This window comes from Mesorhizobium sp. WSM4808 (genome assembly GCF_055811675.1).
In genome coordinates this window covers 204,809-226,054 of sequence record NZ_JBVVQX010000012.1, presented here as the reverse complement: position 1 = coordinate 226,054, position 21,246 = coordinate 204,809, and the positions used below count along the sequence as shown (strand labels likewise).

Annotated in this window: 24 protein-coding genes; 12 read left to right on the top strand and 12 right to left on the bottom strand. The window is 61.1% G+C overall.

Going from position 1 to position 21,246, the window contains the following annotated elements:
* The first annotated feature begins 137 nt into the window (after positions 1-137).
* Positions 138-830 carry a DUF2270 domain-containing protein gene (locus AC0L2U_RS22245; RefSeq protein ID WP_473602663.1) on the top strand — a complete coding sequence of 231 codons (693 nt, stop codon included), beginning with the start codon at positions 138-140 and terminating at the stop codon, positions 828-830.
* A 96-nt stretch (positions 831-926) separates the two neighbouring features.
* Here AC0L2U_RS22245 and AC0L2U_RS22240 read toward each other — a convergent pair whose 3' ends face one another.
* The gene (locus AC0L2U_RS22240) at positions 927-1,070 is read right to left on the bottom strand and encodes a hypothetical protein (RefSeq protein WP_127271038.1); all 144 of its coding nucleotides are present in this window, start codon (positions 1,068-1,070) and stop codon (positions 927-929) included.
* 113 nt (positions 1,071-1,183) lie between these two features.
* On the opposite strand from AC0L2U_RS22240, the gene AC0L2U_RS22235 reads away from it, so the two are divergent.
* From AC0L2U_RS22235 to AC0L2U_RS22220, 4 genes are all read left to right on the top strand, one after another.
* Positions 1,184-1,315 carry a hypothetical protein gene (locus AC0L2U_RS22235; RefSeq protein ID WP_281061880.1) on the top strand — a complete coding sequence of 44 codons (132 nt, stop codon included), beginning with the start codon at positions 1,184-1,186 and terminating at the stop codon, positions 1,313-1,315.
* A gap of 174 nt (positions 1,316-1,489) precedes the next feature.
* The gene (locus AC0L2U_RS22230) at positions 1,490-1,933 is read left to right on the top strand and encodes an SRPBCC family protein (RefSeq protein WP_128288601.1); all 444 of its coding nucleotides are present in this window, start codon (positions 1,490-1,492) and stop codon (positions 1,931-1,933) included.
* Between the two features lie 149 nt (positions 1,934-2,082).
* Positions 2,083-3,231, top strand: coding sequence for an amidohydrolase (locus AC0L2U_RS22225; protein WP_128288602.1), 1,149 nt, complete (start codon positions 2,083-2,085; stop codon positions 3,229-3,231).
* Positions 3,232-3,274: 43 nt separating this feature from the next.
* On the top strand, positions 3,275-3,748 hold the full coding sequence (locus AC0L2U_RS22220; protein WP_164895650.1) for a VOC family protein: 474 nt from the start codon (positions 3,275-3,277) through the stop codon (positions 3,746-3,748).
* Between the two features lie 20 nt (positions 3,749-3,768).
* On the opposite strand, the gene AC0L2U_RS22215 is transcribed toward AC0L2U_RS22220, so the two are convergent.
* From AC0L2U_RS22215 to AC0L2U_RS22205, 3 genes are all read right to left on the bottom strand, one after another.
* Positions 3,769-4,770, bottom strand: coding sequence for an NADP-dependent oxidoreductase (locus AC0L2U_RS22215; protein ID WP_128288604.1), 1,002 nt, complete (start codon positions 4,768-4,770; stop codon positions 3,769-3,771).
* A gap of 59 nt (positions 4,771-4,829) precedes the next feature.
* Positions 4,830-5,681, bottom strand: coding sequence for an alpha/beta fold hydrolase (locus tag AC0L2U_RS22210; RefSeq protein ID WP_473602662.1), 852 nt, complete (start codon positions 5,679-5,681; stop codon positions 4,830-4,832).
* Between the two features lie 85 nt (positions 5,682-5,766).
* Positions 5,767-6,582, bottom strand: a complete 816-nt coding sequence (locus AC0L2U_RS22205) for an oxidoreductase (RefSeq protein WP_473602661.1) — start codon at positions 6,580-6,582, stop codon at positions 5,767-5,769.
* Positions 6,583-6,685: 103 nt separating this feature from the next.
* Here AC0L2U_RS22205 and AC0L2U_RS22200 point away from each other — a divergent pair, with 103 nt between their 5' ends.
* A complete protein-coding gene (locus AC0L2U_RS22200) occupies positions 6,686-7,249 on the top strand; it encodes a TetR/AcrR family transcriptional regulator (RefSeq protein ID WP_128288607.1) in 564 nt (187 codons plus the stop codon).
* A 55-nt stretch (positions 7,250-7,304) separates the two neighbouring features.
* Here AC0L2U_RS22200 and AC0L2U_RS22195 read toward each other — a convergent pair whose 3' ends face one another.
* From AC0L2U_RS22195 to AC0L2U_RS22170, 6 genes are all read right to left on the bottom strand, one after another.
* Complete coding sequence (locus tag AC0L2U_RS22195) at positions 7,305-8,936, bottom strand: ABC transporter ATP-binding protein (protein ID WP_128288608.1); 1,632 nt, start codon at positions 8,934-8,936, stop codon at positions 7,305-7,307.
* Positions 8,926-9,810 carry an ABC transporter permease gene (locus tag AC0L2U_RS22190; RefSeq protein ID WP_127326516.1) on the bottom strand — a complete coding sequence of 295 codons (885 nt, stop codon included), beginning with the start codon at positions 9,808-9,810 and terminating at the stop codon, positions 8,926-8,928. The genes AC0L2U_RS22195 and AC0L2U_RS22190 overlap by 11 nt, the downstream gene beginning before the upstream one ends.
* Positions 9,807-10,853 (bottom strand): ABC transporter permease, encoded by a 1,047-nt coding sequence (locus tag AC0L2U_RS22185; RefSeq protein WP_128288609.1) that lies wholly within the window; start codon positions 10,851-10,853, stop codon positions 9,807-9,809. The genes AC0L2U_RS22190 and AC0L2U_RS22185 overlap by 4 nt, the downstream gene beginning before the upstream one ends.
* A gap of 88 nt (positions 10,854-10,941) precedes the next feature.
* Positions 10,942-12,549, bottom strand: a complete 1,608-nt coding sequence (locus AC0L2U_RS22180; protein WP_127809716.1) for an ABC transporter substrate-binding protein — start codon at positions 12,547-12,549, stop codon at positions 10,942-10,944.
* 121 nt (positions 12,550-12,670) lie between these two features.
* The gene (locus AC0L2U_RS22175) at positions 12,671-13,024 is read right to left on the bottom strand and encodes a Rieske (2Fe-2S) protein (RefSeq protein WP_023809364.1); all 354 of its coding nucleotides are present in this window, start codon (positions 13,022-13,024) and stop codon (positions 12,671-12,673) included.
* Positions 13,025-13,035: 11 nt separating this feature from the next.
* Positions 13,036-14,118, bottom strand: a complete 1,083-nt coding sequence (locus AC0L2U_RS22170; RefSeq protein WP_127381872.1) for an amidohydrolase family protein — start codon at positions 14,116-14,118, stop codon at positions 13,036-13,038.
* A gap of 134 nt (positions 14,119-14,252) precedes the next feature.
* On the opposite strand from AC0L2U_RS22170, the gene AC0L2U_RS22165 reads away from it, so the two are divergent.
* Positions 14,253-15,110: a LysR family transcriptional regulator gene (locus tag AC0L2U_RS22165; protein ID WP_023809366.1), complete on the top strand. Its 858-nt coding sequence runs from the start codon at positions 14,253-14,255 to the stop codon at positions 15,108-15,110.
* 212 nt (positions 15,111-15,322) lie between these two features.
* Positions 15,323-16,279, top strand: coding sequence for an FAD-binding oxidoreductase (locus tag AC0L2U_RS22160; protein WP_206622047.1), 957 nt, complete (start codon positions 15,323-15,325; stop codon positions 16,277-16,279).
* 110 nt (positions 16,280-16,389) lie between these two features.
* On the opposite strand, the gene AC0L2U_RS22155 is transcribed toward AC0L2U_RS22160, so the two are convergent.
* The gene (locus tag AC0L2U_RS22155) at positions 16,390-16,587 is read right to left on the bottom strand and encodes a hypothetical protein (protein WP_127270219.1); all 198 of its coding nucleotides are present in this window, start codon (positions 16,585-16,587) and stop codon (positions 16,390-16,392) included.
* 119 nt (positions 16,588-16,706) lie between these two features.
* Complete coding sequence (locus AC0L2U_RS22150; RefSeq protein ID WP_127395712.1) at positions 16,707-16,940, bottom strand: hypothetical protein; 234 nt, start codon at positions 16,938-16,940, stop codon at positions 16,707-16,709.
* A gap of 413 nt (positions 16,941-17,353) precedes the next feature.
* On the opposite strand from AC0L2U_RS22150, the gene AC0L2U_RS22145 reads away from it, so the two are divergent.
* From AC0L2U_RS22145 to AC0L2U_RS22130, 4 genes are read left to right on the top strand one after another with little or no spacing between them, the layout of a single operon-like run.
* Complete coding sequence (locus AC0L2U_RS22145) at positions 17,354-18,358, top strand: sugar ABC transporter substrate-binding protein (protein ID WP_127381869.1); 1,005 nt, start codon at positions 17,354-17,356, stop codon at positions 18,356-18,358.
* Complete coding sequence (locus tag AC0L2U_RS22140; protein WP_127809714.1) at positions 18,355-19,356, top strand: ABC transporter permease; 1,002 nt, start codon at positions 18,355-18,357, stop codon at positions 19,354-19,356. Before AC0L2U_RS22145 ends, AC0L2U_RS22140 begins: the two co-directional genes overlap by 4 nt.
* The gene (locus tag AC0L2U_RS22135) at positions 19,353-20,117 is read left to right on the top strand and encodes an ATP-binding cassette domain-containing protein (protein WP_127396575.1); all 765 of its coding nucleotides are present in this window, start codon (positions 19,353-19,355) and stop codon (positions 20,115-20,117) included. The genes AC0L2U_RS22140 and AC0L2U_RS22135 overlap by 4 nt, the downstream gene beginning before the upstream one ends.
* Before the next feature lie 39 nt (positions 20,118-20,156).
* On the top strand, positions 20,157-21,242 hold the full coding sequence (locus AC0L2U_RS22130; protein WP_128288611.1) for a Gfo/Idh/MocA family protein: 1,086 nt from the start codon (positions 20,157-20,159) through the stop codon (positions 21,240-21,242).
* Positions 21,243-21,246 lie beyond the last annotated feature (4 nt).

The window sequence follows — 21,246 nt, the reverse complement described above, 5'->3', positions numbered from 1 at the left end:
GCCATGTTGCTGAAGGCTGAAGGATTCTCAAGGGCCGTGCAGCCGAGATAGATCACGAGTGGCCGATGCCGCTCTTGCGTGACGCGTCTTGGAACGATGTTGCCGGCAAACTGTTCTGTTCCTTGCCGGAGGATGCCATGAACGACGCGTCGGCAAAGCCCGTTGGTCCCGTCCTCTCATCGGCGGAGCGCGTCAACACGCTATCCCATTTCCATCGCGCCGAGATCGCTCGCATGGCGGGATGGCGCGACCGGCTCGACCTGACGACCAACTGGGCAATCACGGTGGTGGCGGCGCTGCTTTCGGTATCACTCTCGACGGCCAGTGCGCATCACGGCGTGCTGCTGTTCGCCATGCTGCTGATCCTGCTGCTGCTGTGGATCGAGGCGCGCCGCTATCGGTTCTTCGATTTCTATCGGGCGCGCGTACGCCAGTTCGAACGCCACTATTTCGCCCAGATCTTTTCCCCACAGCCCGACTTCGCCTCGGACTGGCTGCTCATCGTCGGCGAAGGCCTGCGCGCGCCGAAATTCCTGCTGTCGCAGCGCGTCGCGCTAGCCCGTCGGCTGCGGCGAAATTACATCTACCTGTTCCTGATCCTGTTGCTGGCCTGGGTGCTCAAGATATCCACACCCAGCCTTCAAACCGTGGGCGTCAGGACCGGCTTTGCCGGCTCGCTTCGCCAAGCCGTGGACAGCGCCGCCCTTGGCCCCGTTCCCGGTGTGGCGATCGTGGTTATCGTGGCCGCATTCTATGTCGGGTTGCTTGCCATCGTCTTTTTCACGGCCGATGACGACGGCGAACTGTCCTTTGGCGAGGTGCATGTTTGACGTTTATGCCCGCAACAAGTCGCTGCAATGCAAACGGCGGCCCGCGCGTTGAAATGGTCGGTCCGCCGAAACGTTTGGGAGAACGGAACTGCGCGCCTAGATGCCGAAGAACTGCTTGCCAACCATGTAGCCCAGCGCCGCTACGACCAGCGGAAACAGTGCCGGCGCGGCTTTGCCTAGAAGGGAGACCTGCAGGTCCTTCGCCGGCGTATGACGTGCATTGCCGAGATTCTTGGTCATTGCTTGCCTCGGGTTCGAAAGACTCATTAGCAAATGCTGATTAACAGCATGGCCGCGTTAACGGCCTGATAGGAAATCAACTCTGATCAGATGCAAATTCGAATGATCGGCACATGGACGGCAAAGACGCGCTGCCCTATTTAGCGGCGTTCGAAGCATTGGCCGGGACGCGCTGCCTGTTCGCGCCAATCGGGAAAACCGCGCCTGAACAACAAGATGGCTCAGGAGCTCAATTTAGCAGATGACGCCAGCTCCAGAGCCGCCTCGCCCGAGCCTGGTGTTGATAAGCGCTGGTCGAACGGCAGGCCCGCGGCGTACACAGGCCGCACGCTGTCAAAAAATTCGCAAACCAATGTCGGACTGGCCAGGCTTCGTCCGTCCTTGGGGTATCGAACAGGCATTCATGAAAGGATCCAGCTATGCCCGGCACCGTACGTTTGCACCGCGTCCTGACGACCAGCCCGGAAAAGGTCTATCGCGCCTTCGTTGAAGCGGACGCGCTGGCCAAGTGGCTTCCGCCAAACGGCTTCACCTGCACGGTCCATAGTTTCGAGGCAAAGGTCGGCGGCACGTTCAAGATGTCGTTCCGCAATTTCACCACCGGCGACAGCCATTCCTTCGGCGGCGAGTACCTCGAACTCGTCCCGGGCGAGCGCCTGCTCTACACCGACAGGTTCGACGATCCCAACCTGCCCGGCGAGATACGGGTCACCGTGACCTTGAAAAAAGTGTCGGTCGGCACCGAAATCGATATCACCCAAGCCGGCATTCCGGACGTCATTCCGGTCGAGGCCTGCTATCTCGGCTGGCAGGAGTCGCTCAGAAACCTGGCAAAGCTCGTCGAACCCGAAATCAATCAATAGGCTGGGGCCGGAAGAACGGGTCGTTTCTGGCCTGCCGAAGCGTGAGACTTGGACTGTGGCGGGAACTGCCCTTTGTCGCTAGCAATTCATCATCGACATCCCCTGTGACTGGACGTGTCAATGAAGAATGCAGCGGAGGCTGAAAAAGCATGACTCTGACCAACCGAGACATCATCGAGTTGACCGCGTGGCGACGCCAGCTGCACCAGGCCCCGGAAATCTCGAATGAAGAGGAAAAGACGGCAAAGGAGGTTGTCGCCTTCCTCGCCGATACGGGGCCGGACAAGGTGCTGACACAACTCGGCGGGCACGGCGTCGCGGCCATATATGACAGCGGCAAAGCGGGGCCGACGGTGCTGTTCCGTTCGGAACTCGATGCCTTGCCTATCGAAGAACTTTCAGGCGTACCGCATTCGTCGCGCGTGCCGGGCAAGTCGCATATGTGCGGCCATGACGGACACACCGCGATCCTGGCATCCCTCGGCCGTCAGTTGGGGCGCGAAAGGCCTGCAAGCGGCCGCGTCGTGCTGATGTTCCAGCCGGCGGAGGAAACCGGCAATGGCGCGGCAGGCGTCGTCGCCGATCCGCGCTTCGGCGAGATTGCTCCGGATTTCGCTTTCTCATTGCACAACCTGCCCGGCGTGCCATTTGGCGAGGTGCGGCTCAAAGCCGGCGTGGTCAACTGTGCTTCACGCGGCATGCGCATCGTGCTGGAGGGCAAGACCGCCCATTCGTCCATGCCGGAGACCGGCATTTCGCCGATGCTGGCGGTCAGTGAGCTGATGCCGGCGCTGCCGGCGCTCGGGCGCGGGACCTTCGCCGATGACGACTTCTCCATGCTGACGGTCACCCATGCCGCGATGGGCGAAGCCGTGTTCGGCATCTCGCCGGCTCACGCCGAGGTGTGGGCCACGCTGCGCACCCGGCGTGACGAGCGCATGGCGAACCTTTGCGCTGCTGCCGAAGCACTGGTCGCCAGGATCGCGGGCGAGCATCGCCTTTCCGCCCGCTGGGACTATCACGAGATCTTCGTCGCCAGCGTCAACGCGCCGGACGCGGTGGAGCATCTGCGGCGCGCGCTCGATGAAGAGGGCGTCGCGCACGGCGAAGAAGCCCTGCCGATGCGCGCCTCGGAAGATTTCGGCCTGTTCGGCCGTAGTGCCAAATCGGCGATGTTCTTCCTCGGTGCAGGCGAGCGGCATCCTGCCTTGCACAATCCCGACTATGACTTTCCCGACGACCTGATCCCGATCGGGTCGAGGATCTTCATGCGCACGGCACGCAATCTCCTGGGTTGACCTCCGCCAATTCCAACGCCGAAAGGAACACGCAATGCCAAAGATGCCAAAGAACACGATTTGCCTCTGGTTCGACAAGGACGCCGAGGCTGCGGCGCGCTTCTACGCGGAGACCTTTCCCGACACCATGGTGGGCGCCGTTCACCGTGCGCCGAGCGACTTTCCGTCCGGCAAGAAAGGCGACGTGTTGACGGTCGAATTTACCGTTGCCGGCATTCCCTGCATCGGATTGAACGGCGGCTCCACATTCAAGCAGAGCGAGGCCTTCTCGTTCCAGATCGCCACCGACGATCAGCAGGAAACCGACCGCTACTGGAATGCCATCGTCGGCAATGGCGGCCAGGAGAGCGCGTGCGGCTGGTGCAAGGACAAATGGGGCGTGTCCTGGCAAATCACGCCGCGCACGTTGACCGAGGCCATGGCGGCCGGCGGCGAGGAAGCCAAACGCGCCTTTGATGCAATGATGGAGATGACGAAGATCGACGTCGCGGCGATCGATGCAGCCCGGCGCGGCTGACCTCGATCGCAGCTGAGTTGCTATCGGACCTTGATGACGACCTTGCCCTTGGCGCGTCCTGTTTCGACATAGGCCAGCGCCTCGTTGGTCGCCTCGAAGGGAAAGACCCGATCGACGACCGGGCGGATCGCGCCGGCTTCGATGAGCGATGCGATCTTGCTCAACTGCTCGCCCTGCGCCCACATGAAGAGAAACGAGAACGTCACGCCACGGCGCTTGGCTCTCGCTCGAATACCGCGGCTCAGCAGGCGAAGCACCAGCTTCAGCACCATGTTCAGTCCTTTTTCCCTGGCGAAGTCGGGATCCGGTGGGCCGGAGATGGAGATGAGCTTGCCCCCCGGTTTCAAAACATTCAGTGACTTTCCAAGTGTCTTTGTGTCCTGGCTGTTCAAGACGACGTCGTAGCCCGACAGCACTTTTTCGAAATCGTCTTTCCTGTAGTCGACGACGACATCGGCGCCGAGCCCCTTGACCAGGCCGGCACTCGCCGCGCTGGCGGTGGTCGCAACGGTCGCGCCGAGATGCTTTGCCAGTTGGATGGCGAATGTCCCCACGCCGCCGGATCCGGCTTGAATGAAGACCTTCTGTCCCCTCTTCAGGTTGGCCCTTTCGATGAGCGCCTGCCAGGCGGTCAGGCCGACCAGCGGGATCGAGGCCGCCTCCTCCATGCTGAGGTTCCCGGGCTTCAGGGCCACGTCGGCTTCATCCATGGCTATGAACTCGGCGAACGTCCCGATCCGGCCATCGCGCGGCCGCGCATAGACGTCGTCGCCGAGTTTGAACTTGCGGACTTTCGATCCCACGCGGACAACCCTCCCGGCCACGTCGTGACCCAGGATGAACGGCCGGCGATAGGGCAGGATCAGCTTGAACTCTCCGGTTTTGACCTTGGAATCGAGCAGGTTCACCGCCGCGGCGTGGACCTCGACCAGCACATCACTGTCCCCGAGTTTCGGCTCCGGCATTTCGGCCAGCCGCAGCGTGCCGTTCTTGCTGTATTTGTCGACGACGAATGCCTTCATGGCAGTGACTTTCTGAGAGATTGTTGATGTTCGGGACGAAAGCCGCCCGGTGAGAGGTGTCAGGCCTCGAGAAAGGCCAATGCTTTCGGAACGAAATTCGCGTGGTTCTGGAACACCCCGCCATGGCCGGCATCCGCATAGATCACCAATTGCGCCCCCGGAATGCGGCGGGCGAGATCGTGGGTATTGACGCTCGGCACCATCCTGTCGTGATCGCCATTTGCGATCAGCGCAGGGACGCGGATGGCGCTCAAATCTTGCGGCGCCTGTAGTCCATAAGCCTTCACCGCCCGGAGTTGCGCGCCGAACGCGCTAAGCGATATCGGCCTGTCGCGGTCGGCCTTGCGCTCTGTCAGCCGCTGCAGGAACGCCTTCGCGGCGCGGCGCCCGTTCACCGTTCTGGTGAAAAACAGATAGTATTTCGGATCCCGAAAAGTCAGCGCACCCTTGATCATGTCCACGATCGTCAGTGGCGTCATCTTGTCGATGCCTTGGCCGCCGGCCGGCCCGGTGCCGGCCAGGATGAGCTTGCGCACAAGCCTGGGCTCGGTCAGCACGATCTCCTGCGCCACGAAGCCGCCGAGTGAGAAACCGAAGAGATCCAGCGCCCGGACAAAGGCGACCGCATCCCGTGCCATCTCGGCGATGCGTGACGGCGTTTTGCCGCCTGAAGCACCAACGCCCCTGTTGTCGAAGGCAATCACCCACCGGGTCGCGGCGAGGCCATCGACGATGCGTGGATCGAAATTGTCCAGTTGAGCGCCGAGATGGTTCAGCAGGATTACCGGCACGCCCGTCCTTGGTCCGAGCTGCCGATAGACGAATGCCGTGCCGCCGACATCGGCGGAGTGCGTTGGCGTGTCCTGGAACGATGCCCGTAAGTGGGGCGACCGCTTGAACCCATGTGTCATGCTTGGCACCTCCGCCTTGCGGGGGCTGGCCAATCGTGTTGTCGTTGCCAGTCGCATGTGCGTAAAATCCTCTGCTCGCTGTTGTTCAAACCGGCAGGCGGAACTGTTTGCGCAGGCTCTTGTCGAATATCCCCGCGGGAGCAAAGCGACGCAGCAGGCTGACTTGGTGCGCTGCCCTGCCGGCGGTGTAGCGCCGTTGCGGACGGGCATCGGTCGCTGCTTTGACGACCACCTGCGCCACCACCTCCGGCCGATCGGCTACGGGCATCACATCGCGAAGCAGCGCTTCCAGCGTAGCTCGAGCCTGATCGTATTCCTGCAACGACGAATCCGGTTGGATCCCGTTCTGGTCGAAGACAGTGCGAACGAATGCCGGCTCGATGACCGAGACGCGGATATTGAAGGCACGAACCTCGTGGTCGAGCGATTCCGAATAGCCCTCGAGCGCGTGCTTGACCGCCGAATAATGCGCTGAATACGGCGCCGGCACCAGTCCCAGCACAGAGCCGATATTGACGATGCGCCCCTCGCCACGCCGCCGCATCGACGGCAGCACCGCATTGGTCATGCGGATGACGCCGAACAGATTGACGTCGAACAAGGCCTGCACCTGTGCAATCGAGAATTCCTCGGCGCCTCCAAGCTGGCCGACGCCGGCATTGTTGACCAAGAGGTCGATCCGGCCGGTCTGCGACAGCACCGTCGAAACGAGTGCGGCAACGGCCTCACCGTCGGTCACGTCGCAAACCAGCATGGTCACCCCGTCCGGGCCGTTGTCGGCCTGGCGCCGGCTGGTTCCGAAGACTGTGAACCCCGCCTTTGCCAGAGCCTCGGCACTGGCGCGGCCAATGCCCGAAGAGGCTCCCGTCACAACAGCGGTTTTTTCGGAATTCGCATTCATTTCGTGCTCCAAAATCATGAGGGCTAGCTTTTTTGCGCCCGTTGAATTACAGTCGTAATATCAGATTACACTCATAATGCAATAGCAGAAAGGAATAGCAGCCATGCGCTACGAAAAGGGCCGGAAGGACGCCTCGCGCGGACGGATCCTGGAGGTCGCTGCGGAACGCTTTCGCGGCGACGGCATCGCCGCGTCCGGACTGGCGACCATCATGAGCGACGCCGGGCTGACGAACGGCGCCTTCTATCCGCACTTTCAATCCAAGGCGCAGCTTGTCCGCGAAAGCGTGGCGGCGGCGATGGAGCTTCAGGCGCAGCAACTGGCGGAAGCATTGGCTTCGGGCGTGGAGATGGCCATCGGCACGTATCTGTCGGCCGAGCACCGGGACAATCCCGGAAAGGGCTGCGCGTCAGCCGCGCTGCTGCCGGAGCTCGCCCGTCAGCCGCCTGAGACGCGTGAAGCCTATACAAACCACCTGCTGGCTTTGGTGCGCCAGTTGGCGCAAGCGCTACCGCAGGCCAAGGATCCGGAGGGCGTGGCGCTGGCTGTCTTCGCAACGCTCCTCGGCACGCTGCAAATGGCCCGCGCCGTGGGCGGAACGGAATTGTCCGATCGCATCCTCTCGGTGGGGAAAGATGCGGCGAAGACGCTGATCGAGCAGCGTTAGCGCTCCAGGAAGCTGACAGTGAGGAACATGCCGGGCGCTGACGATAGCCGATCCGTCAGATCTTCCGGCTGGCCAGCAGCCTTGTCAGCCAGTCCGGATTCATTTCCGGAACAGAGGACAAAAGCCGTTCGGTATAGGCCGCGTGCGGTGGCGTGAGAACTTCGCTCTTCAATCCCTGCTCGACGACTTTGCCGCGGTGCATGACGACGATTTCGTCGGCTATCGCGCGCACGGTAGCAATGTCATGGGTAATGAAGATGTAGCTCATTCCGAGTTCACGTTGGAGACGTATGAGAAGCTTGAGAATTTCCTCTTGGACGATCTGGTCGAGCGCGGACGTGATCTCGTCGCAGATGATAAGCTCCGGATCGGCAGCCAACGCCCGGGCAATGCAGACGCGCTGTTTTTGGCCACCCGACAGCTCGCCAGGCAGGCGTTCCAGAAAATCCTCGCTCATCTCGACCATGTGCATAAGTTCGCCGATCCGGCGATCCCTCCGCGCGCCCTTAAGGCCGAGGTAGAATTCGAGCGGCCGAGCTATGACTTCTTCGACCGTTTGGCGCGGATTCAGGGCGTTGTCGGGCATTTGATAAATCATCTGGATGCGGCGCAGGACCTCCTTCGGCCGCGTCTTCAGGCCCGTGGAAAGAAGCTGGCCGGCAAAAGAAATCGAACCTGAAATTGGCGGCAAAAGGCCGGTGACGACTCGAGCGAGCGTCGATTTCCCCGAACCGGATTCGCCGACCACAGCCACGGTTCTTCCGCGCGGAACCTTGATGGAGACATCCTGGAGCACCTTGACCTTTCCTGCATAGGCCGCGGTAACGTTGTCTATCGTCAGCAGATAGTCATCGGCTGGAACTTCGGGCTTGGCGAGCTTGCGTACGGCCCAGAGCGTTTTTGTATATTCCTGGCTGGGCGAGGCCAGCATCTGGCGTGTATCAGCCTCCTCCACGGTACGTCCGTGGCGCAGAACCATGATACGATCCGCCATTTGCGCCACCACCGCCAGGTCATGCGTCACGTAGATTGCAGCGGTGCTGAATTCCTCCACGATGTTGCGAATGGAAGCTAGAACTTCAACCTGCGTGGTCACGTCGAGCGCCGTTGTTGGCTCGTCGAATATTATGAGGTCCGGACGACAAGCCATTGCCATCGCTGTCATTGCCCGTTGCAACTGCCCGCCGGAGACCTGATGAGGATAACGAAAGCCTATGGTTTCCGGTTCTGGGAGCTGAAGGCGTCGATAAAGATCGACGGCGCTCCGGTTCGCCTCTTCCCGGCCGGCAATTCCATGCGCCACCGCGGTTTCGACGGTTTGTTCTAAGAGCCGATGTGCCGGATTGAAAGAGGCAGCCGCGCTTTGCGCGACATAGGCAATGCGGGAGCCCCTGAGGCGACGGCGCCCTTTTTCATTGACTGCCAGAAGATCAATCCCGTCGAACAGGACCGAGCCTTGCATGATCCGGCAGCCCGGCTTGGCATAACCCATTGCGGCAAGGCCAATGGTGGACTTGCCGGCGCCTGACTCTCCGATCAGCCCAAGAACCTGGCCCCGCTTCAGCGTCAGATCGACCCCGTGGACAATGGGATGCCACCGCTCATCCGAGAACCCCTCCACATGCAGATTGCGGATTTGAAGCAGATCCTTTCCTTTTTCGCGTGGGCCTGGGCCGCTACTTTTCATCCCGCAACCCGCTTGTTGCTTGCAGGAACCAGTCCACCACGAAATTCACGGACACGGTAAGGAGAGCAATCGCGCCGGCCGGAAGTAGCGGGGTGACATCGCCGTAGGTGATTAGGGTCGCGTTCTCGCGCACCATTGATCCCCAATCGGCCGTCGGCGGCTGAATACCGACGCCGAGAAACGACAGCGCCGCGACTGTCAGGAACACGAAGCAGAATCGCAAGCCGAACTCGGCGACCAGTGGCGGCATGACATTGGGAAGGATTTCCCTGGCGATGATCCATTTCGGTCCCTCGCCGCGTAATCGTGCCACCTCGACATATTCCATCACCGCCACGTTAAGCCCGACGGCGCGAGAAAGCCGAAAGACCCGGGTGGAATCCAGAAGCGCAATGATGACAATCAGGCTCGTGATCGACGAGCCGAAGATCGTCAGCAGCACCAGCGCGAAGATCAGACTCGGGATTGACATCAGCACGTCCACCGCACGCGACAAGATCTGGTCGAGCCACCCCCTGTACAATGCGGCAAGAAGGCCGAGCGAGACGCCGACCGCGAAGGACAGCAACGTGGTCGCGACCGCGATAGCGATGGTGTTGCGCGCACCGTAGATCAAGCGGGTGAGCATGTCGCGGCCGAGCTGATCGGTTCCCAATTTGAACTCCTGGCTCCACGGCGCGAAGGCTTCGCTGAAAACCTGCGTCTCGCCATATGGGGCTATCCAGTGCGCGAAGACCGCAACAAAGACGTAGCCGAGGATCACGACGATGCCGAACCATGCGCTGAACGGTGCCTTCTTCAGCGCAGTTTTCGCCCGGGTGGCACGCGAGCGCCTCAGCCTTTGAACCGCCGCGACAGATTCGGATCTGGTCATCGCGGGTGCAAGAGCCTGGGATTGGTGGCGATGGAAATAATGTCGGCTAGCAGGTTGAGAAGGATGTAAGTCGCGGCGAAAATCAGGGCGCAGGCCTGGACAACCGGAACATCCCTGGATTTCACCGCGTCAACCATCAGCTGGCCGATGCCGGGGTAGACGAAAACGACCTCGACCACGACCACTCCGACGATGAGATACGCCAGGTTGAACGCCACCACAGTGACGATCGGAGCCCAGGCATTGGGCAGGGCATGCCTCAGCACGATCACCATCGGGGACATTCCCTTGAGGCGCGCCATATCGATGTAGGGGCTTGCCAGCATGTTGATGATGGCCGCTCGGGTCATGCGCATCATGTGGGCCACGATTACGAGCGTAAGCGTGATTGCCGGCAGGGCGACTTTCCAGAGATGCTCCCAAAATGGCGTCTGACCGTTCACATTCGACAATGTCGGAAATTTGGGAACCGCATTGAGCATCCAGTTCAGCAAGACAGTGAGCCAATGAGGCAGCGTTTGAGCGAAATCGGATCCGATGAACGTGTCGCGCGAGATCACCAGGTAGGCGAGCATATAGGCGACGAAAAATTCCGGGAATGAAATGGTTGTCAGTGTCGCGACATTCACCAGCCGGTCGAACCAGCCGTTGCGGTACAGCGCAGCCAGAATGCCAAGCCCCAAGGCCAGAGGAACAGCTATCAGCGCAGTCACCGCTGCAAGGAACATCGTGTTGTAGAGGCGTGGTGCGATGATCTCGGCCACGGTACGCCGATATCCGGTGCGGCTCGCAAACGAAGAGCCGAAATCGCCATGGAGCATCTGGGCGACCCAAACGAAGTAGCGCTCGACAGGCGGGCGATCGATGCCGATTTCCCGCTGGAACGCGGCGACCGTTTCGGGCGTCGCCGATTGCCCGAGCGTGGCCTTGGCGAAGTCGCCTGGAAGCATCGCGATCGCAGAGAAGATAATGATGGACACGATGAACAAAGTGACCAGGCCGAGGCCAAGGCGCTGCAGGACCGTTCTTGCGACGGGGTTCATGTGCGTGGCGTTTCCCTTTGGGCGGCAGCCCTGCACTCGGAGCCAGCTGGCCGGAGCCTCAAAACCATCGCGGCTCCGGCCCGCCATCTCATGCCGTGGCGATCCACCAGCGTTCGGCCATTTTCAGTCCATCGTTCTCCCAGTTGGGCGCCACATCACCGTGTGCGAGCTTTTTGGATTGGGCGCTGACGAAATTGTTGAAGACCAGCACGATGCTGCCGCCGTCATCGTGGGTTAACTGCTGCATCTCGGCATACATCGCCGCTCGCTTGGCCTCGTCCGTCTCGGCGCGCGCCTGGACAAGTAGTTCGTTGAAATGGGGATTTTTCCAGAAGGATTCATTCCAACTGGAGTCGGCGGCGAAGGCTTGCGTGAACATCCAGTCGGCCGTCGCCCGACCGCTCCAATAGGAAGCGCACCAGGGTTTCTTCAGCCAGACATTGTCCCAATAAGCGTCCTCGGCCTCACGCACGACATTGACGTCGATGCCGCATTGGGCTGCCGTTTCGCGAATGAGCGAAGCCGCGTCCACGGCGCCGGCAAAAGCGGCATCGGCGACCGAGAGGTCCACCTTCAGGTTCTCCATTCCGGCCTTTTTCAGGTAGTGCTTGGCTTTTTCCGGATCGAAGCTGTGTTGCGGTTGCGGATCCTTGGCGAATTTGATGGCCGGCGCGATCGGGTTGTCGTTGGCCACAGTGGCGTGGCCAAGAAAGATCTTGTCGACGATTTCTTGGCGATTGATCGCCCATTTCAATGCCATTCGCACGTCTGGATTATCAAATGGCGCCATCGTGACATTCATCGGCAAGGTATAGTGCCCATAACCAGTGACTTCGACGATCTCCACCTTGGGATTGCGTTTCAACATGCCGAGGGTCTTCAGGTCGGCGCGGCCGATATAGTCCACCTCCCCCGTCGACAGCGCCGCCATGCGAGCGGCAAGATCCGTGATGGCGATGAACTCCACCTCATCGAGATAGGGCTTGCCGTTCTTGAAGTAGTTTGGATTGCGCTTGAGCTTGGCCGAAACGCCGGGCTGGAAATTCTCGACGACGAAAGCACCGGTGCGAACGCCTGAAGCCCAATCCGCCTTGCCATCCTTGGCCGGCATGATGACCAGATGGTAGTCACTCATAATGTAAGGGAAATCGGCGTTGCCGCTCTTGAGCGTGAAAACCACCGTTTCCGGGCCATCCGCCTTGATGTCGGCGACGGAGTCCAACAGCGATTTCGCCGCCGATTTGGTGTCCTTGCCCATGTGATATTGCAAGGAGGTCACGACGTCATCCGCCGTCACGGTCTTGCCGTTGTGAAAGGTTGCGCCTTTGCGCAGCTTGAAGGCCCAGGTTTTGGCCCCATCCGAAGTTTCAAAGCTCTCGGCGAGGTCCGGTTGGACATTGCCTTTGGCGTCGACCTCAGTGAGGCTGTTGGACAGCGAGCCCGAAAATGCGGTTTGTGTGAACGTGTCGGGGTAGCCGGCCGGATCGATCGAATCCGTCGTCGCGCCATGAGCCATGCCGAGCTTGGCGAAGCCGCCCTGCATCGGTTCGGCCCGCGCCGTGCTCACGAACAGCCGGTCGGCGGCGGCAACGGTCAGGCCCGCGGCCAGCCCAAGATGAATGAAATCGCGACGGGAAACCTTGCCGCCTCCGATCAGGCTTTGCGCGATACCAAGCTTGTATTCAGATTCTGACATTTGACTCTCCCATTGCGGAGTTCTCCGCGTTATTTCTCGTCAAGCACCGGCGAACAAATCTGCTTATCGGCTCCCGCCACCTTTCCTTCGAATTTTTCCAATCCCAATCGGCTTGCGCCAATCAGGCCGTCACGTAGATGCCACCGGCTTCGACGGTGACTGGAAATGTGCGCGCGCGAACGGACGGATCGACCAAGGCCGCGCCTGACTTGATGTCGAACTCCCAGCCGTGCCAGGCGCATCGAACGATCTCGTTTTCGCGATGATAGATGAATTGCGCCTGTTCAACGGGCGCGGTTGTGCCGCATTGCGGCCCCTCGCAAAGCGGAGCGCCACGGTGCGGACAGACATTCAGCAGCGCGTGGAATGAATCTCCGATGCGGAAAATCCCGACCGAAAGGCTGCGGATCTTGGCGATGAACGGAGACCCTGTTTCGATCTCGTCGACGCGGCAGATATATGTCTTCTCGGGCATCGTATGCTTCCTCAGGCGGCATTCGCGGCTTGCGCGCGGGGGATGCGTTTGTAGACTTCCAGCGCGTTCAGTCCCATGATCTTGCTCCTCCAGGCAGGAGGGATTTGCAGCGTGTTGGCATCGTCGTAATCCCAGTGCGGATAGTCCGATGCAAACATCAGCGTGTTTTCTCCGTCCATCGCTTCGAGCGTGGACCAGAGATGTTGGATGTTTGCAGGCTGCTCCAGCGGCTGCGTGGAAAAGCGGATGTTGCGCCGGCAATATTCAGACGGCAGCATCTTCAGCCATGGCGTCTCCTTGCGCAGCGCTTTGTAGTCGGCGTCCAGGCGCCAAAGGACCGACGGAACCCAGGCGACGCCGCATTCGATGATCACGAAGTAGAGGTCCGGCCATTTCTCGAAGACGCCATGGGCGATCATGCTTGCCACGTGCGACATCGCCGACATGTGCAGAATGGCATGCGTTTCCCAGAAGAATGTTGTCGGGGCGGGAGCAATGGCAGTTGAATTCACGCCGCCATGCCCGCCCAGATGAATGGCGAATGGCAACCCCACTTCCGCGCAGGCTTCGTAGATCGGGTGGTAAAACGGGTCGCCATACGGCTTGACGGACCCCTGGGAGGCGAGAACCTGGACCATGCGCGGATGACTGCCAAGACGGCGAATCTCGGCGGCAGCGAGCTTCGGATCCTGTGGCGCGATGATGATCGAGCCCATGAAACGATCGTCTTTCGGCAACCACTGATCGATCTGATAATCGTTGTACGCGCTGACCAGAGCGCTGGCATAGTAAGGGTTAGCCAGGGTCGACGCCTCGATAGGCTCATCGCCGGTCAGGATCGCCACGTCGACTTTGTATTTGTCGAGGTGCTTCTCTTTCATGATGAGATAGTTGTCGGCTTCCGTTTTCGGACGGATGTCCTTGCGGGAGAAGTCCTGCGGGTGGAACCAGGGCCGATGGCCATGCGGAAAGGCGCCAACGGGACCTGTTTTCTCGCCCTCGATGAACATGTCTTTCCACAAGCCGGAGAGATAGGGCTCCAACACGGTGGCGCTTGACCAGTAATTATGACAGTCGCAGTCGACTATGAACACTTCTTCCGCTCCGTATCCGTATCTCGTCCCGGCGGCGCTGCCGGCCGTTGATCTGCTGCAGCTTCCGCCTTGAGTATTGTTTGATCAAGCTTATGATACGTGGAATATGATCGAGTTTTTCGATTGGAGATTTCATGCAACTTGATCACATCGAGACCTTTCTCGACATCATCGAATCGAGAAACTTCAATCGCACCGCGGATCGGCTAGGATTGACCCAGTCGACGATCAGCACCCGCATCAAGAACCTCGAGAGCGCAATCGGGTCCGAACTGTTCCAGCGCGGACGCGCCGGGGCGGAGCCGACCGCCGCAGGGCGCCGGTTCGAAGCTTATGCAAGATCCTTGCTGTCCACATGGTCGCAGGCTCGCCACGATGTCCGGGCGTTCAATCGTTTCGAAGGCACCTTGCGCGTCGCCGCGCAGGTCGGGATGACCCGCTCGGTTTTGCCGGGTTGGGTGGAGACGCTGTGTCAGGCTCTTCCCAAATCGTCGATCCATGTCGAGTCGGATTATTCAAACCAGATGGTCAGCGACCTGAGCATGGGAAATCTCGATATCGCAGTGCTTTATGCCCCGCGATACCTACCCGAAATCTCCTATGAGCATTTGATGGTTGAGGAATATGTGATGGTTTCCACGGTGGCCAGAACCCTCTCCGAGGTCGATCCCGAAACCTACATTCGTCCGGGCTATACGGTCCTGCTGGAGAAGGCCCATGCCGAATTGCTCGGCGAGTTGGCGATCTGTCGCCTTTCCATGGGATCGGAAACCTTGGCGGAGATGATGCTACGGCGCACGGGCGGCACCTGCTATATGAGAAGTGACGATGCGCGCAGGTTCGCCCTCGAACGCCCATCGTTCATCGTCGAAGGCGCTCCGACGCTGCATCAGCCGGTCCATACGGCCATCCTGGCGCGCCGCAAACACGAACCGATCATTCGCAAGGGAATCCGCGCCCTTCACGTTGCCGTGATGTCACTGGATATGTAATCGAAATAATCGATCATAACTCGGGAGGGATGCTTCTGTTGCGGGGGGCCTGGAACTGGCATCTTGGGTTCGACTTCGAACCGAGATGAATGATGAACGCACACGTTTCCTTGGGGGCCCCCGACCTCCTGCCGATGAGGCATCATCGGCAATGGGCACAAACCACATCGCAGCTTGTACTCTGCCGTCGTGTAATCGAGGAAACGCCCGATGTGAAAACTTTCGTTTTCACATCCCCGACGGATCGGATGTTCTGCTTCAGCGCGGGCCAGTATGTACTCGTGCACCTCAAGATCGAGGGTGCCGCGGTGACGCGCTCCTACTCTGTTTCGTCACCACCGACGCGACCGCTCGACCTGCAGATCACGGTGAAGCGAACACCGGGCGGCCTGGTTTCGAATTGGCTCCACGACAATTTGGGGGCGGGCGACGAGATCGAGATCGAAGGGCCGCTCGGCTCATTCAATCTCGATGACCTACCCTATGAAAAGCCGCTCTTCCTTTCGGGCGGCAGCGGGATAACGCCGGTGATGTCCATGCTGCGTGCGCTTACCGACCGCGCGGCCGACCAGGATATCTCATTCGTTCATAGTGCCAGAACGCCTGGTGATATAGTCTTTCGACGGGAATTGGACGCACTTGCCTCTCGCTTTCCCAACGTAAAAGTAACGTGCGTTTGTAGCCAGGAAGATCCCACCTGGAGGGGGCCGACTGGCAGAATAGACAGTCAGATGCTGCTGACCCTCGTTCCCGATCTCCACAACCGCACTATTTTTGCCTGTGGCCCTGAAGCGTACATGAAAGCCGCACGTGCCTGCCTGGATGCGATTGGCGTGGCTCCGTCACGGTACCACCAGGAGAGCTTCGGCGGCGGCAGCAGCCCCCAGTTGGAACCGGCCCCGACAATACCATCTTCGGTCCGTTTCGTCCGCTCCGGGATCGTGCATAACTGCTTGCCCGGAGAGACGCTGCTGGAGGCGGCGCGCCAATGTGGCGTCTACGTCCCAACCGCCTGCCAGCAGGGAGTTTGCGGCACATGCCGCATCGCCAAGCTGTCCGGCGAAGTCGCCATGGAGGATCTCGGCGGGCTGGCCCCTGAAGAGAAGTCGGCCGGCTATGTCCTGGCATGCTGCAGCCACCCTAAGGGCGCGGTTTCGCTCGATCTTTAACCCCGGGTGCTTGGTTCAGCATTGAAGCCGGCGCAGTAAGTGTGTTGAACTGCCGGTGAAGGCGTTGCGGGCGTAGCGGACTGATGCGCATCGACCTCAGCCGATATTGCTCAGAAGTCGAGAGCAACCATCATGCCACGGACTTCGGCCATTTCCAGCAGCAGGTCCTGCAGTCTGTCGTCCAGCGCGGCACCGGTCAGCGCCAGAAGCTCGGTAATGCTCTCTCTCATCGATATGACGGCGGCGCCTGTCTTCTCGGCGAGCAGCCGTCCGATGGCAGCCCGGATCAGCTCGTCCTGATCAGACATGCTTCACCTCCCGACGCACTGCAACCTCTCCTTGCTTTCCATGCCTCACCGCCGCTTTCGACAACGTGCGTGATTTTCCCATACGGTATGTTTTTTGATGCGATCGCGGGCGGCTTTGCTCACGCCAGCAGATCGTCTTTATCGACCTGGCAGTCGTTCAAAGCCGCCAATGAAGGCAGCAGCGAAAAATGGCCGGGTTGGACCGTTTCAACCGCTGCAAGCAGCTCCTGCGGCACTTCCTGCCGATAAAGCCCGGTGCATACGCCCCCTTCGACCCTTGCCGGCAATTCCGTGATTGCGTCGAAAATCGGAAATGTACCCGTTGGTTCTTCCAGGTTCTCGAAACGCCCCACCCGAAACCTCCTCTTGCGCAAAAGTAGCGACTAACGCCGCTATCCCCAAGTGGTTCCCTAGCCCGGCACATTTTTTCGCGCCTTGGTTGTAGCGCATGCCGGTAGGACAGTCATGCCCCCAGGGTGCATCGTCAAAATCGGTACGCACCACTTTTAAATCTTGACGCGTGTCAATTTTTTATAAAACATGCGCAAACGCCGGATTGGCATCGGCCGGCGCTCTGGGAGGAGCAATGCCTGACATCGAAAAGTGCCCAAACCTCGGCTGCAGTCCGCACATTCCAAAGCGGGCAGCAATCTGTTGGCGGGACCATCGCGCCAGGCGCCGGGGCCGCTTGCGCGCCGTCTAACATTGCAGTCACCGGACAGCGACATTGATGCAGCCCATAAAACAATCAGGAGGAGGAAAAACCATGCGTATGTTCAATTGCCTGAAGCTTGGCACGAACCTGCTTGGCGCAGGCATGCTTGCAGCCATCGTCGCAGCGCCCGCCCATGCCGAGGATACGGCGAAAGTCGCGGCCATCGTCAAAGGCCTCGACAATCCGTTCTTCCAGACCATGCAGAAGGGCATCGAGGAACAGGCCAAGGCAAACGGCGTGAATGTCAGCGTCCAGGCCGCCGCCAATATGGGTGACGCCACCGGCCAGGCCGACCGCCTGACCGCCATGGCCATGCAGGATTTCGATTGCTACCTGGTCAACCCGATCAGCGTCTCCAATCTCGTCCAGGCGCTGGTGCCGGTCGCCCAGAAGAAGAAGCCGATCGTCAACATCGACTCGACCATAGACCCCGAACAGGCCAAGGCCGCCGGCTTTGCCGTCTCGACCTATATCGGCACCGACAATGTCGCCGCCGGCGCGCTGGCCGGCGAAGAGATGCTGAAGCTGGTGCCGAAGGGCTCCAAGGTCGCGCTGGTCGCCGGCATCATCGGCGATGTCGGCTCCAACGCCCGCATCAAGGGCTTCAAGCAGGCGGTGGAAGGCAAACTCGACATCGTGGTGATGGTCAGCGCCGACTGGGATCGCGAAAAGGCGCTGACCGCCGCCACCGATATTCTCGCCGCGCACCCGGATCTCGCCGGCTTCTTCGCCGCCAACGACATCATGGCGCTCGGCGTCGAGCGCGCCGTGCGGACCTCGGGCAAGGACGTCAAGGTGATCGGCCTCGACGGCATCGTCGACGCGCTCAAGTCGATTGCGGCAGGCGAACTCACCGCCACCGTCGCCCAATATCCCTATGTTGTCGGCGCCATGGGCCTCGAGGCCTGTGCAGTGGCCGCCAAGGGCAAGGAACTGCCGGCCAACGTGCCGGCGCCGGTGCTGTTGATCAACAAGGACAATGCCGAAGCCTCGCTGAAGAACTTCCCGCGGCCCGGCGGCGACTATCCCGATCCCTTCCGCGAGATGCTGAAGTGAGCACACCAGCAGACAACGCACCCGCCGCCCATTCGGCGGGTGCTGAGGAGAGCCGTCCCTCCCTGGCGGCTCTCCTCCTCGATCCGTCCTTCTGGGCCGACTGGGCATCCGTCGTCGGCCTGGTCGGCCTCGTCATCGTCTTCGGCATCGCCCAGCCGGTCTTTCTCAGCGTCGCCAATCTGCAGGCGCTGCTGTTGGCGGCGGCGATCCTGGTGGTGCTGTCGATCGGCCAGACCTTCGTCATCGCCACCTCGGGCATCGACCTGTCGCTGGCGGCAGCCGTCATGCTCGGCGCCATCATCCTCGGCCTCGTCAACGCCGCCGGCTACGGCATCTTCGTCGCCTGCGGGCTCGCGGTTCTCGCCACCAGCGCCGTCGGTTTCCTCAACGGGCTGATCATCACCGCAGGCAAGATCCCCGACTTCGTGGTGACGCTCGGCACGCTGTCAGGCATCACCGGCCTTGGCCTCATCCTGTCGGGCGGCGAACCGACCATGGTCGGCTCGACCTTCCTGCTCAGGCTCGCTTCCGGCTCGCTCGGACCGTTCGGTTATCCGGTCTGGGTAGCAATCGCAGCCGTCATCGTCGCGCATATCGCACTCTACCACACACGCTTCGGCGTGCATCTGCTGGCGACCGGCGGCCAGACCGAAAGTGCCGGCGCGCTGGGCATCCGCACCAACCGGGTCAAGATCGCCGCCTATACAATCTCGGGCTTCTGCGCCGGCATCGCGGCCATTCTTCTGGTCGCCCGCATCGGCTCGGCCGAACCGCAGATCAACACCAGCCTGCTCTTGAACTCGGTGGCGGCGGTGGTGCTGGGCGGCGTCAGCCTGTTCGGCGGCCGCGCCAGCATTCTGGGACCGGCGATCGGCGCGCTGATGCTCACAGCACTCGTCAACGGCCTGACCTTGCTCAACGTCTCGGCCTTCTACCAACCGCTTGCCGTGGGCGCCATCGTGGTGCTGGCGGCCCTGATCATGCGGTATCAGAAATGAGCGCGCCCCATCACATCCCCGCCGCTGAGGCGATCATCGCCTGCGAAGGGCTGAGCAAGCATTTCGGCGGCATCCGCGCCTTCACCGACGTCGCCTTCCAGGCCCGTCGCGGCGAGGTCACCGCCGTCATCGGCGACAATGGCGCCGGCAAGTCGACGCTGATCCGCAGCCTGGTCGGCGTGCATCAGCCGGACACCGGCAATTTGTTCTTCGACGGCCGGGCGCGGCCCTTCGCCAACCCCGACGAGGCACGCAAGGCCGGCATCGAGACCGTGCACCAGAACCTGGCGCTGATCGACGAATTGACGGTCGCGCAGAACCTGTTCCTCAACCGCGAGATCGTGCGCCGCATCGGGCCGTTCGCTTTCCTCGATCGCAAGGCGATGAAGCGCGAGGCCCGTTCCATGCTGTCGCGGCTGTCGATCAACGTGCCGTCGATCAACCAGCGTGTGCGGCGCTTGTCGGGCGGCCAGCGGCAGGCGATCTCGATCTGCCGCGCTGTCGGCTCCGGCGCCAAGCTGGTGGTGATGGACGAACCGACGGCAGCACTCGGCGTGCAGGAGACCGCCAATGTCGAGGCTCTGATCCGGCGTCTGCGCGAGCAGTCGGTCTCAGTCATCCTGGTCAGCCACAATTTCGATCAGGTCCGCCGCCTGTCCGACCAGATCTGGGTGATGCGGGCGGGAAAGATGGCGGCGACCGTGCGCGCTTCCGAAACGTCCGGAAACGAGCTCGTCGCGCTGGTAACCGGCGCGGCATAGTCCTGCAGCATCAGACTTGAAATCAAAGGGAGTTCGCCTGTGGCACCAATTCGTGTCGGACTGATAGGTCTTGGAGAGGTCGCGCAGTCGATCCATCTGCCTGTGCTGGGCGATCAGCGCGACCGCTGGGTGATCGCGGGCGTGTACGACGTGTCGCCCAGCCTGGTGTCACTCGTCACCTCTGAATTTACGACGGCAAAGGCCTTCGACACGGCCGAGGCGCTGATTAGTTCGCCCGACATCGACGCGGTGTTCGTGCTGTCGTCCGACGACACCCACAGCCGCTTCGTGCGGGCGGCGATTGCAGCCAACAAACATATCCTGCTGGAAAAGCCCGCCTGCCTGACGGTGCGCGAAATCGACGATCTGCTGGCGCTGATGCCGGGCTACGACAAGACCCTGTTCGTCGGCTATATGCGCCGCTACGCGCCGGCCTATCTGGCGGCCAGGGACGAACTGCCGGCATACGCCGACATCACCCATGTCCGAATCTTCGACATGATCTCGGAAGGCCGGCACTTTCTCAAGAAGAGCCAGAACGTCCTCTATCCCAACGATATAGACCCTACCCTGCTGGCGCGTGGCGCAAGCGAACGCGACGCACTGATCCGCGAAGTCGTCGGCGCCGATGCGCCGGCCGACCTGGTGCGCGCCTATCGCGGCCTGACGGCGCTTTCCTCGCACCACATTTCAGCGATGCGCGGGCTGATCGGCGAGCCGGCGCGCGTGCTGGCCGCGCACCGCACCAATGGCGGCGCCAACACATCAGTCAGCTTCGACTACGGCCATTTCGCTTGTCTCTACGACGCGGTGGTCGACGATCTCGGCCTGTTCGACGCCATGATCGAGGTGCGCTCGAACACCAGGCGTGTGCGCATTCTCTACGACACGCCCTACATCCGCAGCCTGCCGACGCGGCTGGAGGTCACCGATGCCGGCCCGCTCGGCCCGGTGACGAAAACCTTCGGGCCTCTCTACGGCGATGCTTTCTCGAATGAACTCGAGATTTTCCACCGCCACATCACCGAAGGCACAAAGCCTCCGACCGACCTCGCCGATTCACGCCGCGACCTGGCGCTGATGGCCGAGATCATCGAGCGGATGAAAGAAAGTGGCGGGCGCTGAGGCG